Annotated in this window: 11 protein-coding genes and 1 pseudogene; 4 read left to right on the plus strand and 8 right to left on the minus strand. The window is 60.6% G+C overall.

Going from position 1 to position 14666, the window contains the following annotated elements; translation table 11 throughout:
• Positions 1-5 precede the first annotated feature (5 nt).
• The 7 genes and pseudogenes from EGM97_RS03965 to EGM97_RS03995 form a co-directional block, all read right to left on the minus strand.
• Positions 6-1658 (minus strand): OpgD/OpgG family glucan biosynthesis protein, encoded by a 1653-nt coding sequence (locus tag EGM97_RS03965; protein WP_238961009.1) that lies wholly within the window; start codon positions 1656-1658, stop codon positions 6-8.
• A gap of 169 nt (positions 1659-1827) precedes the next feature.
• Positions 1828-2496, minus strand: coding sequence for an ATP-binding protein (locus EGM97_RS03970; RefSeq protein ID WP_477788776.1), 669 nt, complete (start codon positions 2494-2496; stop codon positions 1828-1830).
• Positions 2497-2553: 57 nt separating this feature from the next.
• A pseudogene (locus EGM97_RS03975) lies at positions 2554-2640 on the minus strand (hypothetical protein); the annotation flags it as partial.
• Positions 2641-3230: 590 nt separating this feature from the next.
• On the minus strand, positions 3231-5033 hold the full coding sequence (locus EGM97_RS03980) for a DAHL domain-containing protein (protein ID WP_238961011.1): 1803 nt from the start codon (positions 5031-5033) through the stop codon (positions 3231-3233).
• A complete protein-coding gene (locus EGM97_RS03985; protein WP_238961012.1) occupies positions 5030-5989 on the minus strand; it encodes a cytochrome-c peroxidase in 960 nt (319 codons plus the stop codon). Before EGM97_RS03985 ends, EGM97_RS03980 begins: the two co-directional genes overlap by 4 nt.
• A gap of 42 nt (positions 5990-6031) precedes the next feature.
• The gene (locus EGM97_RS03990) at positions 6032-7906 is read right to left on the minus strand and encodes a GGDEF and EAL domain-containing protein (RefSeq protein WP_238961013.1); all 1875 of its coding nucleotides are present in this window, start codon (positions 7904-7906) and stop codon (positions 6032-6034) included.
• Between the two features lie 11 nt (positions 7907-7917).
• Entirely contained in the window at positions 7918-10200 is a 2283-nt protein-coding gene (locus EGM97_RS03995; RefSeq protein WP_238961014.1) for a GGDEF/EAL domain-containing response regulator, read from the minus strand.
• A gap of 224 nt (positions 10201-10424) precedes the next feature.
• On the opposite strand from EGM97_RS03995, the gene nosR reads away from it, so the two are divergent.
• The 4 genes from nosR (at position 10425) to EGM97_RS04015 (ending at position 13574) form a co-directional block, all read left to right on the plus strand.
• The gene (nosR, locus tag EGM97_RS04000) at positions 10425-11792 is read left to right on the plus strand and encodes a response regulator c-di-GMP phosphodiesterase, NosR family (RefSeq protein ID WP_238961015.1); all 1368 of its coding nucleotides are present in this window, start codon (positions 10425-10427) and stop codon (positions 11790-11792) included.
• A 203-nt stretch (positions 11793-11995) separates the two neighbouring features.
• Positions 11996-12445, plus strand: a complete 450-nt coding sequence (locus tag EGM97_RS04005; protein ID WP_238961016.1) for an NUDIX hydrolase — start codon at positions 11996-11998, stop codon at positions 12443-12445.
• Complete coding sequence (locus EGM97_RS04010) at positions 12442-13080, plus strand: LysE family translocator (RefSeq protein WP_238961017.1); 639 nt, start codon at positions 12442-12444, stop codon at positions 13078-13080. Before EGM97_RS04005 ends, EGM97_RS04010 begins: the two co-directional genes overlap by 4 nt.
• Positions 13077-13574: a GNAT family N-acetyltransferase gene (locus EGM97_RS04015; RefSeq protein ID WP_238961018.1), complete on the plus strand. Its 498-nt coding sequence runs from the start codon at positions 13077-13079 to the stop codon at positions 13572-13574. The genes EGM97_RS04010 and EGM97_RS04015 overlap by 4 nt, the downstream gene beginning before the upstream one ends.
• A 108-nt stretch (positions 13575-13682) precedes the next feature.
• On the opposite strand, the gene metR is transcribed toward EGM97_RS04015, so the two are convergent.
• Complete coding sequence (gene metR, locus EGM97_RS04020; protein ID WP_238961019.1) at positions 13683-14600, minus strand: transcriptional regulator MetR; 918 nt, start codon at positions 14598-14600, stop codon at positions 13683-13685.
• Positions 14601-14666: the final 66 nt, after the last annotated feature.

The raw sequence follows: 14666 nt of genomic DNA on the forward strand, positions 1-14666 counted from the left end.
GGGGCTCAGGCCTTGGGTGTGACGGGTGATGGGCGAAGGGGCGTTTGCTGGCCCAGTATCTGGGGTTTTGAGTTGAAGGGGTGGTACTGGTAGAGCCAGGTCTCGGAGGCTGTTTCTTTCCCCAGCCGCAAATACAAACGCATCTCGACCGGCTCGCTGCCCTCGACAGTCAGATCAAATTGAGCGTTCCAGTGCCCCGGCAGTCCGCTGCTTTGCATGGACTCGATGACCACGTTGGAAAAAGAGCCTCTGGACGCCCAGAGCACGGCTTCTGGCTTCACGCCGGGGGCCAGCTTTGCAAGCGGTGCTCCCACGAATTCAACAACGAATTTGCGCACACCCTCGCGACGCGGGGAGCCTGGAACACCCCCCGTTCCCAGGCGTGTCGCCACGCAGCGTGCCAGATTGCCGGGATATGGCTCATCGGAAAGCCAATGCAATCGATACTTCAAGTGATAGTGGTCGCCGGCTTCGGCGGGTTCCTTGGGGACCCACATCGCGACGATGTTGTCGTGGATTTCACCGTCGGTCGGGATTTCTACCAGCTGTACGCTTCCTTCGCCCCAACCCTCCAGAGGTTCTACCCATACGCTGGGTCGACGCTGGTAGTGCACCTTGTCCAGGTAATTGGCGAAAGATCGGTCCCGTTGAAGCAGTCCGAATCCTCGGGGATTGTTGTCTGAAAAGGCTGAAGTCATGGTGCGTGCAGGGTTGTTGAGTGGGCGCCAGATGCGTTCACCCGTTCCCGTCCAAAGCGCCAGGCCATCAGAATCGTGGATCTCCGGGCGCCAGTCGATGGCCGTCTGCTTGACCGTTTCACCGAACCAGAACATTGAGGTCAGCGGGGCGATGCCGAAGCGATCGACGTTCTGACGCAGGAACAGCGCGGCCTCGACGTCCATCAGCACCCCCTGGGTGCGACTGATCATAAAACGATAAGCGCCACACAGACTGTTGCTGTCGAGCAATGCGTAGACCGTCATGGTCGACTGCCGGTCATCTATCGGCGTCTCGAACCAGAAGTGGGTGAAGTCTGGAAACTCTTCAGCGTTGCTCGCCGAGGCAACGTCCACTGCTATCCCCCGTGCTGAAATTCCATACTGATTCTGTTCACCAATGGCTCGGAAATACGAGGCTCCCAAAAAAGCCACCCAGTCGTGTTGTTTCCAATCGAGTTTCTTCTGGTCCCCCAGACGGCTTTCCTGGAATCGAAAACCGGCAAACCCGCTGTCGGCTCCGAGTGCCTGGGCCGGGCTGTCGGCAGGCATGCTGAACAGCGTCTTGTCGTAATTGATGGGGTGGGTGATGCCGTTGGTGATGACATGCATCTTGACCGGGACGCGAAAAAGGTCGCCCAGGTGGAAAAACGTCAGTGGATATTGGCCGGGACCCTTGGCGAACAGCGCGCGATTGGTATCGAATCGGATAAGGCCTCGCGCGTTGTAATCGATTTTCGATAGAACGGATTCAGCGGGAGTGGCGGGCCGTACGTACGGTTTCAGCGCTTTTTTTTCGGCGAGTGTGATCAGTTTTTCATAAGTGAAACGAGCTGTGTCATCGATTTTGGGAGCGTCACCGCCAGCCGCCAGGGGGGGCTTCAACGAGGTGAATGCCGCACAGAGTGAGGTGAACTTCACCAGATCTCGCCGGTTCAGCATGGTGACCTTCCCTGAGAGTGAACATCGATGCAGGGATGTTCAATCGACAGGGAGCACTCGTCTACTGTCAAACCTGACAGGTATGGGCAGGTACCCTAAGGTTAGGGCCAATGATCCAGTGGCAGCAGGCGAGGCGTCCTCACGGAACAGGCAATCCTGTCCGGATCGCTCACCCCGCCAATTTCATCTGCCGAATCGGCAACTCGACTCGGAACGTCGTCCCCACGCCCACTTCGCTGCGCACGGTGATCTCGCCGTTATGCTTCTTCACGATCCCATAAGACAGCGAAAGCCCAAGCCCCGTGCCCTGGCCGATGGGCTTGGTGGTGAAGAACGGGTCGAAGATTTTCTGCAGCGTTTCCGGTGGAATGCCCGAGCCGGTGTCGGCGACTTCGATCCACACCCGGTCACCCTCGACACCGTTGCGCAGGGTGATGGTGCCGCGCTCCGGGCCAATGGCCTGGGCGGCATTGACGATCAGGTTCATGATCACCTGGTTGATCTGCGAGGGCAGGCATTCGACTTCCGGCAGCGGCGTGTATTCCTTGATCACATCGGCCTTGTACTTGATCTCGTTGGCGACGATGTTCAGGGTCGAATCCATGCCCTGTTGCAAATTCGCCATCTGCCATTCCTGGTTGGAGTCGACGCGGGAGAAGTCCTTCAGATCCTTGACGATCTGCCCGACCCGTGCGATGCCGTCCTTGGATTCCTTGATCAGCACGGGAATGTCCTCGACCAGGAAATCCAGTTCGACCTGTTCGCGCAGCTTCGTCAGGCGCACCACCGTTTCTGGCGAGGCGATGGCTTGTTCGGCACTGCCGTAAGCCTCGAGCATTTCTCCAAGTTTCCCGAAATAGCCGTCCAGCGCCCCCAGGTTGGAAGAAATGAAACCGATCGGGTTATTGATTTCATGGGCGACCCCGGCTGCCAGCTGGCCCAGAGAGGCGAGTTTTTCCGATTGCACCAACTGGGTTTCCAACATCTTGCGTTCGTCGATTTCCATCTGCAGCAGGGAGCTGGCCTGCTTGAACGCCTGGGTCCGTTGTTCCACCAGCTCTTCGAGCTTGTTCATCTTCAGCTGGGCGCGAGAGGTCATTTCCCATTTGGTGGTCAGAGTATTGGCCATTTGCTGGACTTCGATATTGTCGAAGGGCTTCTTCAGGATCAGCAGCCGGTCATGACCCTTCAAGCGGTCCAGCAATTCATCCCAGGAATAATCCGAATAGGCGGTGCAGACCACCACCTGTAGCTGCGGATCGCGCTTCCAGAGTTCTTCGATGGTCTTGGCGCCGTCCCAACCCTCGGGCATGCGCATGTCGACGAAGGCCAGGGCATAAGGACGGTCCTTGTCGAGGGCTTCAAGCAATTTGCTCAGGCCTTCCTGGCCACCATAGGCCGAGTCGAGCTCGAACACCGGCCCGGAAGGCTTCGGTGCCTCGCCGAACAGGGCGCTTTCCATGTCTTCCAGGTCGGCGTTGCTTTCGTCCTCGGGGGTGAGGATCTTGCGGAAATCTTCATGAATGGCGGGCGTATCGTCGATCAATAAGATGCGCCGGTTACTCAGGTTGTTCATGGCTCACCTTCTGCAAGTTTCAACGGCACTTGCAACACGAACGTTGCCCCCGTGCCTGGCCCGTCACTGTGAGCGGTGAGGTGGCCGTTCATTTCAATGGCGGCCAGTGCGCAGCTGTGCAGGCCGAACCCATGACCTTCCTTGCGGGTGGTAAAACCGTGGGCGAAGATGCGGGTCATGTTTTCCGCCGGGATGCCTTCACCTTCGTCCTTGACGCTGATCTGCAGGGTCTCGTCATCTACGACCGCGGCGCTGAGGGTCATGTTCCGTGCATGGTTGGACACGCCGGCCATGGCGTACTTGGCGTTGCTGATCAGGTTGATCAGGATCAGCAGCAGGCGGTGCTTGTCGCCCATGATCCTGGGTATATCGCCGTAGTTCTTGATCACCGTCACATGGTGACGGGTCAGGGCACCGGAGTTCATGCGCAGGGCGTCTTCGAGCAGCTCGCTGACCACCAGCGGCTCCATCAGGGTGTTGGCGCCGGCATAGGATTGTTGCGTGGAAACGATGTCCTTGATGTGGTCCACGCTCTTGCTCAACTGCGCCAACTCGTCGATCAGGCCCTGTTGCTCGACTGCCATGGCGTCCACGAGTTGGTTGAGATAGCCGGGTAGCAGCTTGCCTTTTTCGTCCTCGATGAGGAAACGCCCCAGGTCGCTGGCGTGTTCGTTGATCAATTGCATCGCCTTGCCCAACCCCTGGCTCTTGCTGCTACGCAGTTTACGGCTGACCAGATCGGCGGAGATGTTCACGCTGTTGAGCACGTTGCCGACGTTGTGCAGCACGTTGGTGGCGATTTCCGCCATGCCGGCCTGGCGGGCGGTGTCCATCAATTCGCTCTGGGTGTCCTTGAGCTGACGGGTACGCTCCTCGACCCGTTGTTCCAGTTCGTCGTTGGCGGTTTGCAGGGCGTTGTTGACACGCTTGATCTCGGCGAAGCTGCGCACCAGCCGGATCGCCAGCCAGATCAGTATCAGCATCAGGAACGTTGCGAATACCAGCAGGTAGATATGATTGCGCTGGTATTTGCTGGCCGCTTTTGCCTGGTCTTTTTCCAACAGGGTGGTGATGGTGTCCAGATGATTGGAAACCGGGACGGCCTGGATCCCCTCCAGTAGCTCATTGACCCTCGGTTGTTCTCGCAGAATCAGGGCGATGTGCCGGCTCAGGATGTCGATCGAATTCTGAAGCCCCGCCGGCAGGCGTTCCTTGTCCATATCGAGCCGGTTCAGGCCCAGCAGCACTTCGGCGGCTATTTCACGGGTGGTGAGGTGGGAAAACTCCATGCCGCTGAGCATCAGGTCGTAGGTGTCGATGGCAACGTTTTGCAGCTCCAGTTTTTCGGTATCGGGCAACAGAGCGAACTGTGCCTGGATGTCGTCCTCGGCGGTGGGCAGGAATGCCAGGGAGTTGCGCAAGATTGCGTTGTGGGACTTGAACTGTTCCACCAGGCGGGTCTTTTCCTTGATCGCCTTGAGGTATTGGTCACGCAGACCCTCCCAGAGCGTGGGCGCGTGGCGGCCTGGCTCCGACTCAATGGCGTCCAGGCGCTGCCACAGGCGCGCCATTTCATGCAGCGGGGAAACCAGCGGGTCATAGTTGTGGCTCAGGGCAACCCGCGACTTGAGCACTTCGTTGTCCCAGATGGCGTCCTGCTGCTTGAGCAGGCGGATCAGGTCCCGGGATTCAATGTACGAGGCTGCCTGCTGCTGGCTGGAGTTGACGTACATGAACAGCAGGACCGAGGCGAGCAGGAGGCCAACGAGCAGCAGGCCGAAGCGACGAAGGACTTTCATAATGGCTTGCCCTCCCATTCGCCGGTGAGGGTCTTGAGGAATTCGACGATCAGCTCTGTGTCGTTCTTCACGGGCTCACGCCCTAATTGGTACTTGAACATCACTTCCACCGCGCGCTCCAGGGTCGGCGCCGACCCGCCATGGAAATACGGTGCGGTGAGGGCCACGTTGCGCAGGCTAGGCACCTTGAAGACCTGGCGGTCGGCCTCATCGCCCGTAACGTTGAAGCGGCCTTCGTCGGCCCGGGTCGGGTTGCCCCGGTCCGCGATGTAATCCCCCATGACGCCGAATTTCTGGAACATGTTGCCGCCGATGTTCACCCCCTGGTGGCAAGCGATACAGCCGTACTCCTTGAAGCGCTGGTAACCGAATTTTTCCCGCGGGGTGAGGATGTCGGTGTTGCCCAGCAGGTATTGGTCGAAGCGCGAGTTGGGCGTCAGCAGGGTGCGTTCGAAATCGGCCAGGGCGCCCTGGATGTTGGGCTTGGTGACCCCGTCGGGGTAGGCGGCGGAAAAGTCCTTGGCATAACCCGGATCATCGGCGATGCGCTTGACCACGGTTTCCCAGGTGCTGCCCATCTCCGTGGGGCTGGTGACGACCACATGCACTTGTTCTTCCAGGGTGTCCACGCGGCCGTCCCAGAACTGATGGAAGTTCAGGCTGGCATTGAATACGGTGGGCGTGTTCACTTCGACCGGCTTGCCATCGAAGCCCAGGGAAAACGCTTTGTCGTCGGCACCGCCCTTGTCCAGGCGATGGCAACTGGCGCAGGACAGGGTGTTATTGACCGACAGCCGTGGGTCGAAGAACAGCCGCTGACCCAGCTGGACACGCTTGGGGTCCAGGGCCGGAACGGGTGGCAGTGGTTTGAGGGGTTCGTCCAGTGGCGCGGCGTGAGCGGTCACGCTTAACCCGATGAACAGGCCTAGAGCCAATAACAGTCCTGATGACGCCATCGGATGCTTCCTTGAATCTTTTGGTTGATGGAGCTTGGCAGTTCACGAAAACGGGTTTGGACGTTGTTCCCACTCGGTCATCCATTGCACAAAGGCCTGCGGCTCCACGGCCTTGCTGAAGTAATACCCCTGGGCCTCCTCGCATTGATGAAGCTTGAGGAATTCCAGCTGCTCAAGGGTTTCCACACCTTCGGCGATGATATGCAGGTTCAGGCTCTTGCCCAGGCTGATGATGGTGCTCACCAGTTTGGCGTCGTTGCTGTCGATGCTCAGGTCACCGACGAACGACTGATCGATCTTCAGGACATCCACTGGAAATTTCTGCAAGTAACTCAAACTCGAATAACCGGTGCCGAAGTCGTCGATGGCCAGGCGTATCCCCAGTTGCTTGATGGCCCTGAGGACTGCGACGGTGGTGTCGATGTTCTGCATCAGCACGCTTTCGGTGATCTCCAGTTCTAACTGTGTCGGGTCCAGCCCGGTTTCCTTGAGGGTGCGGGCGATGCCTTCGACGAAGCCGCGTTGACGGAAGTCGATGGCTGAGATGTTCACGGACAAGTACAGCGGTCGCATGCCCTGGGACTGCCAGCTGCGGGCCTGCTGACAGGCTTCCTGGAGCACCCATTGGCTCAGCGGCACGATCAGACCGCTGTCTTCGGCCACGGGGATGAAGTCCGAGGGATAGACCATCCCGTGACCGGGCCGATCCCAGCGCACCAGCGCCTCGACGCCGACCACTTTGCCGCTGCGCAGGTCCAGCTTGGGCTGGTAATGCAGCACGAATTCCTTGCGTTGCAGGGCCAGGCGCAGGCCGGACTCGATGGTCTGTTGCTGGCGGGCCCGCCGGTTCATGTCTTCGGTGAAGAAACGGTAATCGTTGGGGCCGTTGTCCTTGACGTTGCGCATTGCCGTCTCGGCTTTCTTGATCAGCGCCACCGCGTCGAAACCGTCGGTCGGATACATGCTCACGCCCAGGCTGGCGGTAACGGTCAGGTCATGGCCATCGATCGGTTGGGGCGAGCTGACGGCTGCCAGCAGTTTTTCCGCCACGCCTTTGGTTTGCTGCGGGTCGGTGATGTCCCCGAGCACGACCACGAACTCATCGGAACCATAACGAAATACCGAGTCGGATTCTCGCACCACCGTCGCCAATGCCCGGGCCACCCGCTTGAGCATTTCATCGCCGACCGGGTGGCCCAGTGCGTTGTTGATGCGCTTGAAGCGGTCCAGGCCGAGGAACATCACCGCCAGCTGCCGATCATGCCGACGACACTGGGCCATGGCCTGGGTCAGGCGATCACCCAGCAACATGCTGTTGGGCAGTTCGGTGAGCACGTCGTACTGCAACAGGTGGGACACCTTGAGCAGCTCCTGCACCCGCTCTTCGATCGTGCGCTCCAGGCTGCGCATTTTCCTCGCCGCGTCCTGGGCCAGTTGCCATTTCCAGGTCATGGCGCTGGCCATCTGGCGGATTTCCAGGGTATCGAACGGTTTCTTGAGGATCAGCAACTGGTCGTCGAACTCGATGCGTTCGGACATGGTTTCCCAGGTGTAGTCCGAGAAAGCCGTGCACAAGGCGATTTGCAGCCGCGGATCGACCTCCCAAAGCCGCTCGATGGTTTGCAGGCCGTCCCAGCCCGGCGGCATGCGCATATCGGCGAACACCATCGCATAGGGCTGGCCTTCGGCCTGGGCGCGCTTGACCAGTTCCAACGCTTCTTCGCCCTGATAGGCCGAATCGATCTGGAACTGCAGCCGGTTGACCTGCGGGGTGCCGAACAGCAGGCTTTCGGTGTCGTCCAGCGAGTCATCGTTGCCTGCACCGGGGCTGAGAATCTTGCGAAAATCCTGGTGGATCGCCGGCGTGTCGTCCACCACCAGGATTCTTCGGTTGGCAGGTACCGACATGGGGTTCATGGGTTGCTCTCCTATAGCTGGCTCGCGGGGCGGGTCCAGTGATCCGTCACGGGTACGATGGTCCCGACCTTGAGCAGTTCGGCGGCCTGGCCGCTATCGACCGCCGTGCTGAAGTAATGTCCCTGGGCCAATATCGGTGTGCCGCTGCCGCTGGACATCAGTGTGGTGCGCTGCTCATGGGTCTCGACCCCTTCGGCGATGATGCCGATGCCCACGTCCCGGGCAAAGTTGATGATCGCCCGCAGGGTCGTGGCGTTGTCGGGGTCGTCGTTGGCGCTGTCGAGCAGACGCTGGGCGAGCTTGAGGTGGTTGACCCGATAGGTCTTGAGGTAATCGAACGAGGAATATTCGGTTCCGAAATCGTCGATGGCGACCTGGACGCCCAGTTCACACAGGCGTGGCAGCACGTCGTTGTGGGTCCATTTGGTCTGGGCCAGGGTGGCTTCGGTCACGTCGAAGCGCAGGTCCCAGGGGGCCAGTTCATAGCGGGCGGTGGTGCGCAAGACGTCATAGATCAGTTCCGGCCCGGTCTTGAGCTGGGTCAGGGACAGGTCGATGGCGATCACCGGGGGCGCCATGCCCTGGTCGCGCCATTGGCGCATCTGCTGGCAGGCCTGGTCGAGCACCCAGTGGCCGAGGGCAACGATGATCCCGCTCTTCTCGGCCGCGGGCATGAACGCCGAAGGCTCCAGCCATCCTCGTTCGGGATGCTTCCAGCGCACCTGTACATTCATGCCCAGGATCTTGCCGGTGCTGAGGTCGACCTCCGGCAAGTAGTGCAATTTCAGCTCATTGTTTTCGATGGCCTGGCGCAGGTCGTTGGTGAGGGCGACCCGGTCCGTGACCTCCTGGTTGATCTCCTCATTGTGGAAATGGTACTGGTTACGGCCTTTTTCCTTCGACCGGTACAGGGCCATGTCCGATTGCGCCATCAGGCTGTCGGCACTCTGGCTCTGCGGGGTATACAGAGCAATGCCAATGCTCACCGAGATCCTTACGTCATTGCCGTCCAGTGAGTAGGGCGCCACGAGGGTGTCGCGGATCTTGGCCGCCAGCGCGGCGCAATGGGTCGGCTCGTGGACGTCCAGTTGCAGGATGGCGAACTCGTCGCCGCCCAGGCGCGCCACCACGTCGTTTTCCCGGGTGCAGCCCTTGATGCGCGCAGCGACCTCCTGCAACAAAAGATCACCGATGGGATGGCCCAGGGTGTCGTTGATCCGCTTGAAGTGGTCCAGGTCCAGGTAAAACATCGCGAAGGGCGCCGCCCCCCGGCGCGCAGCGGCGAATGCCTGGTGCAGGCGCTCGATCACGGTAGCGCGGTTGGCCAGCCCGGTCAGACCGTCGGTGCGGGCCAGTTGGGCGATCTTCTCCTCGGCCAGCTTGCGTTCGGTGATGTCCAGGATGATGCCTTCCACCTCCAGCAGCAGTCCGTGCTCGTTGCGCACCGGAATGTAGCGGTTCTCCACCCAACGGAACGAACCGTCGCCGGTGCGCATGCGAAACTCGATGGACGCCCCCGCCATGTCGCGGTCCAGCACGCGAATCATCGCCTCGTCGACCTTGGGCTGGTCGTCGGGGTGGATCAGCGCTTGTGCCCAGTCCGGCGAATTGACCAGTTCTGCCGCAACATGACCGAACTTGGTGATGTTGTGGGAGATGTACATCAGCGGGAACGGTGGCTCGCCCCGCAGGCGATACAGGATCGTCGGGCTGTTCTGCACGATGATGTTGGCGTCCGCCAGCTCCCGGGTGCGTTCTTCCACCGCCTGTTCGAGCATGTCCATCTTCAGCGCGGCATCTTCGGTCATCTGCCACTTGACGGTCAGGGTACTGGCCATCTGACGGATCTCGATGGCATCGAAGGGTTTTTTCAGGATCAGCAGGCGATCGGCCAGTTCGAGGCGATCGGCGATGTCCTCCCAGGAGTAATCCGAATAGGCGGTGCACAGCGCCACTTGCAGCTTGGGATCGACGCGCCATAGCCGTTCGATGGTTTCCAGGCCATCCCAGCCGGGGGGCATGCGCATGTCGATAAAGGCCATCGCATAGGGTTGCCCCTGTTCCAGCGCCGTCTCCACCTTGTTCAGGGCTTCCATGCCCTGGAAGGCCGAGTCGAGTACGAAACTGCTGCTGGCAACGGCCACCGGTGCACCGAACAGGGCCTCTTCCGCGCTGCTCAGGCTGTCTTCGGGGGGCGACTGGGGGCTGAGGATCTTACGAAAATCCTCGTGGATCGTCTGGGTGTCGTCGACGATCAGAATTCGCCGATTGGCTTTGTCCAGGGGCAGGCTCATGGCCGTGCACCGGAGCGATGCTGACTACGCAACCGTGGGTACATCTGATATCCCTTTCGCTGGCATGAGTATTCTGGCCTGTACTTGGCCCTTCATGGGGTACAGCATAGTCGTCTCATCGGGATGCGCTCGGCCAATGATGGCAAATCGTGCCTAAATGTTCGCGATCTACTAGCCTGTCCTTTACGGGGGTAGAACGGTGTCGTTTATAGGAGGGGGTAGTAATGGAAGATCAAACGCCGGACGTTCCGGTCACCAAGCCGACGGTGCTGCTGGTCGACGACGAGGAACCGATTCTCAACAGCCTGCGTCGTTTGTTACGCAGCCAGCCTTATGAAATCCTGGTGGCCGACAGCGGGGCCAAGGCCCTGGAAATCCTCAAGGAACGGCCGGTCGACCTGGTGATGACCGATGCGCGCATGCCCAACATGGACGGCGCCACGCTGCTGGCACAGATTCGCAAGCTGTATCCGTCGACCCTGCGCATCCTGCTCACCGGTTACGCCGATGTGGATATGATGACCAAGGCCATCAACGAGGGGCAGCTTTATCGCTACCTCAGCAAACCCTGGAACGACGAAGAACTGGTACAGGCGCTGCGCCAGGCCCTGGCCCACCAGCATTCGGAAAGCGAGCGTCAGCGCCTCGAAGCGCTCAACCGCGAGCAGAACCAACAGCTCAAGACACTGAATGCGACCCTGGAAAAACGCGTGGCATCGCGTACCGCCGAGTTGCAGCAGACCGCCGACATGCTCGACCTGGCCTATGAAGAGCTCAAGCGCAGTTATGTGACCGGTACCGAGGTGTTCTCGCTGATCGCCAACCTGCGCCTGCCCAAGGCCAAGCAGACCAACCGGCAGATCATCGAGCTGATCCGGGTCTACAGCCGGCTGCATTTCCTCGACGAGTCCACCGACCGCGACCTGACCATGGCGGCGGCGCTGTACAACATCGGCAAGTTGAGCTGGACCGACAACATGATGATCACGCCGGCCGACCTGCTGCATCACAACGAACTCGATCTGTATCGCGCCTATCCGAAGCAGAGCGAATCGCTGCTGATGACCCTGGACCCGATGAAAGACGCGGCGCGCATCATTCTCCATCACCAGGAACGCTGGGACGGCAGCGGTTTCCCCGACCACCTCAAGGGCGAGGCCATTCCGTTCGGGTCGCGGCTGTTGAAGCTGGCAGTGGATTTCATCGAGCTGCAGCGTGGTTTGATCCTCGAACGGCAGATGAACAGCGACGAAGCATTGGTCTATATCCGCAAGTACGCCGGCAAGCTGTACGACCCGGACATGGTGGAAGACTTCATCAAGGCCTGCGCCGAATACCTGGAAGACGTGACCCTGTCCGACCCGACGGTGAAGGTCATGAACACCCGCGAACTGGCGGCCGGCATGGTCCTGGCCCGCAACCTCAACGCCGACAACGGCATGCTGCTGCTCAACGCCGGCAAGATCCTGAACGGTCCGCTGGTGGAAAAACTCATTGCCTTCGAAGCGATGGAGGGGGGGCGGTACAGCGTGTTCGTCAAGATTCCCGAGGAGGAGTTGGACCCTACGGCGCCGAAGCCGATGCTGGGGTGACGTTCGCACCAACGGACAACGCAAGCGAGCCTGGTGGGAGCACGGCTTGCCCGCGATGAATACAATGCGGTCTTCTTGAAACCGAGTCGCGTGTATCGCGAGCAAGCTTTGCTCCCACCAGGCCCGCTCCCACATTGGGGTTGTGCGGGTCTTGAGGCTTTGCGCAAGGCTGTCCGGCCTGTAATCTGCCCGGCATTTCCAGCATGACGTCGAGCCCCATGACCACTTCCCTTATCCACATCGCCGCCGCCCTGTTGATCGGGCCGGACGGCCGGACCCTGCTGGTGCGCAAGCGCGGCACCCGGGCTTTCATGCAACCGGGTGGCAAGATCGAGCCCCATGAACAACCGGTGCAGGCCCTGGCCCGTGAACTGGACGAAGAACTCGGGCTGTCGATCGATCCAACCCAGGCCCGCTATCTGGGCGCATTCAGCGCCCCGGCCGCCAACGAGCCGGGGTTTGTCGTGCAGGCTGAAGTGTTTCTGCTGGACATCGATGCCCCGGTATCGCCCGCCGCTGAAATCGAAGAAGTCCGTTGGATCGACCCGAGCGGTGACGGCGATCTTTTCCTGGCGCCGTTGACAGGCGAGGTGATCCTGCCGTTCTATCGAGCCACCTGTCTCGATTCAAGGCTCAAGGACTGTTGCCCATGATTCCATTGCCGGACCTGCTGATTTTCGCCGCCGCCGCGTTGTTGATGGTGCTCACGCCCGGCCCGAACATGATCTACCTGATCTCCCGTTCGATCTGCCAGGGCCGCAAGGCCGGGGTCACGTCCCTGCTGGGGGTGGTGGCGGGGTTCTTCGTGCATATGTTCGCCGCCGCCGCGGGGCTGACGGCGGTGTTCCTGGCGGTGCCCATGGCTTATGAAATCCTCAAGTGGGCCGGTGCGCTGTATTTGTTGTGGCTGGCATGGCAAGCGGTGAAGCCCGGCGCACGCTCGCCGTTCCAGGCCCAACAGTTGCCCGCGGACTCGACACGCAAGCTGATCACCATGGGCTTTCTCACCAGCGCCCTTAACCCGAAGATCGCGGTGTTCTACCTGTCGGTGTTTCCGCAGTTCATCAGCCCGGAGCACGGCTCACTGTTCACCCAGAGCATCATCCTGGGGCTGACCCAGATCAGCGTCAGTTTCAGCGTCAATCTGCTGATTGCCCTGTTTGCCGCCGGCATCGCCTCGTGGTTCGTGCATAACCCCACCTGGCTGGCGGCCCAGCGTTATTTCATGGGGTTCGTGCTCGGTGGGCTGGCGTTGCGGCTGATGTTTGAACAACGGCGGGCCGCGTGAATATCCGACGGCTGCGCGCTGGCGATGCGCAGGCCTATCGTGAGTTGATGCTGCAGGCGTATGAGCATCATCCGCAGGCCTTCACGTCCAGCGTCAGGGAGCGTGCGGTCATGCCCATGAACTGGTGGGAATCTCGCCTGACCAGCCGGCTCGACGTGGTATTGGGCGCATTCGAGGCGAATCAACTGGCTGGTATCGTCGGCCTGGCCCTGGAACCTCGGGAAAAGGCCCGGCACAAAGCGACATTGTTCGGCATGTATGTCGTCGATGCCCATCGTCACCGTGGGCTTGGCTGCCGATTGCTGGAGGCCGCGCTGACCGAAGCCCGGCGCCATGCTTTCCTGCGATTGGTGCAACTGACCGTCACCGCCGGCAACGACCCGGCCATCAGGCTCTACCAGCGCTGTGGCTTCGCACTCTACGGCCTGGAACCCCAGGCGATTCGCGTGGGGGAGGAATACTTCGACAAGGTCCTCATGTGGCGCGAACTTTAATCCTTGCGCCGTACTCTGTGGGAGCGGGCTTGCTCGCGAAGGCGGTGGGTCAGTGGCATTTACATCGACTGACACGCCCTCTTCGCGAGCAAGCCCGCTCCCACAGTCTTACCGAACGGCACTGACCCCATCGAGCGTCGAAAACGACGTGTCCTTGGCCGTGAGCAGAAAGTCGCGCATATACGGCGCGTCGAGCATGTCGGTCCGTACCGCCGCGTACAGCGTGGCGAACAAACCTTTCTCCCCCAGCCGCTTGGCCTTTACATAACCGCGTGAGCTGTATTCATGCAGGGCCCAGTGAGGCATGCCGCAGACGCCACGGCCGCTGGCCACCAACTGCATCATCATCACCGTCAGCTCGGACGTGCGGACCTGGGCCGGTTCGATGTCGGCCGGTTCCAGGAAGCGAGTGAAGATGTCCAGTCGATCCCGTTCCACCGGATAGGTGATCAGGGTTTCGCTGACCAGGTCTTCGGGCACGATGTACGGTTTGCCCGCCAGCCGATGCTGGTTGGCGACGGCGAGCATGGCTTCGTAAGTGAACAGCGGCACGTAAGTGATGCCCGCCAGGTCCAGTGGATCGGACGTCACCACCAGATCCAGGTCGCCACGGGCCAGGGCCGGCAGCGGGGCGAAGGCGAACCCCGACGCCAGGTCCAGTTCGACTTCCGGCCACGCATCGCGAAACTGGTCGATGGTGGGCATCAGCCATTGGAAGCAACTGTGGCATTCGATTGCCATGTGCAAGCGTCCGGCGGTGCCGCCGGCCAGCCGCGCAATATCACGCTCGGCGCTGCGCAGCAGCGGCAGGGTGGCGTCGGCCAGTTGCAACAGGCGCAGGCCGGCGCTGGTGAACCGTACCGGCTTGGTCTTGCGCACGAACAACGGCATGCCCAGGCGTTCTTCCAGTTCCTTGAACTGGTGAGAGAGTGCGGACTGGGTCAGGTGCAGCCGTTCGGCGGCTTCGACCAGGCTGTCGGCTTCGCGCAGGGCGTGCAGGGTCTTGAGGTGACGGAGTTCAAGCACCGGAGTCTCCATGAACAAAACTTGTGATCAACACGAAAAGGTTGAGTTTGTCTCATGTGGTGCAGG

This window comes from Pseudomonas sp. AF32 (genome assembly GCF_022342325.2).
Taxonomy (GTDB): Bacteria; Pseudomonadota; Gammaproteobacteria; order Pseudomonadales; family Pseudomonadaceae; genus Aquipseudomonas; species Aquipseudomonas uvaldensis.

Excerpts from the sequence above, each read along its gene's own strand:
- EGM97_RS03985 (WP_238961012.1), bottom strand. The coding sequence starts at position 5,989 with ATGGCGTCATCAGGACTGTTATTGGCTCTAGGCCTGTTCATCGGGTTA.
- EGM97_RS04010 (WP_238961017.1), top strand. The coding sequence starts at position 12,442 with ATGATTCCATTGCCGGACCTGCTGATTTTCGCCGCCGCCGCGTTGTTG.
- EGM97_RS03995 (WP_238961014.1), bottom strand. The coding sequence starts at position 10,200 with ATGAGCCTGCCCCTGGACAAAGCCAATCGGCGAATTCTGATCGTCGAC.
- EGM97_RS04005 (WP_238961016.1), top strand. The coding sequence starts at position 11,996 with ATGACGTCGAGCCCCATGACCACTTCCCTTATCCACATCGCCGCCGCC.
- nosR (WP_238961015.1), top strand. The coding sequence starts at position 10,425 with ATGGAAGATCAAACGCCGGACGTTCCGGTCACCAAGCCGACGGTGCTG.
- EGM97_RS03990 (WP_238961013.1), bottom strand. The coding sequence starts at position 7,906 with ATGAACCCCATGTCGGTACCTGCCAACCGAAGAATCCTGGTGGTGGAC.
- EGM97_RS03980 (WP_238961011.1), bottom strand. The coding sequence starts at position 5,033 with ATGAAAGTCCTTCGTCGCTTCGGCCTGCTGCTCGTTGGCCTCCTGCTC.
- EGM97_RS03965 (WP_238961009.1), bottom strand. The coding sequence starts at position 1,658 with ATGCTGAACCGGCGAGATCTGGTGAAGTTCACCTCACTCTGTGCGGCA.
- EGM97_RS03970 (WP_477788776.1), bottom strand. The coding sequence starts at position 2,496 with ATGCTCGAGGCTTACGGCAGTGCCGAACAAGCCATCGCCTCGCCAGAA.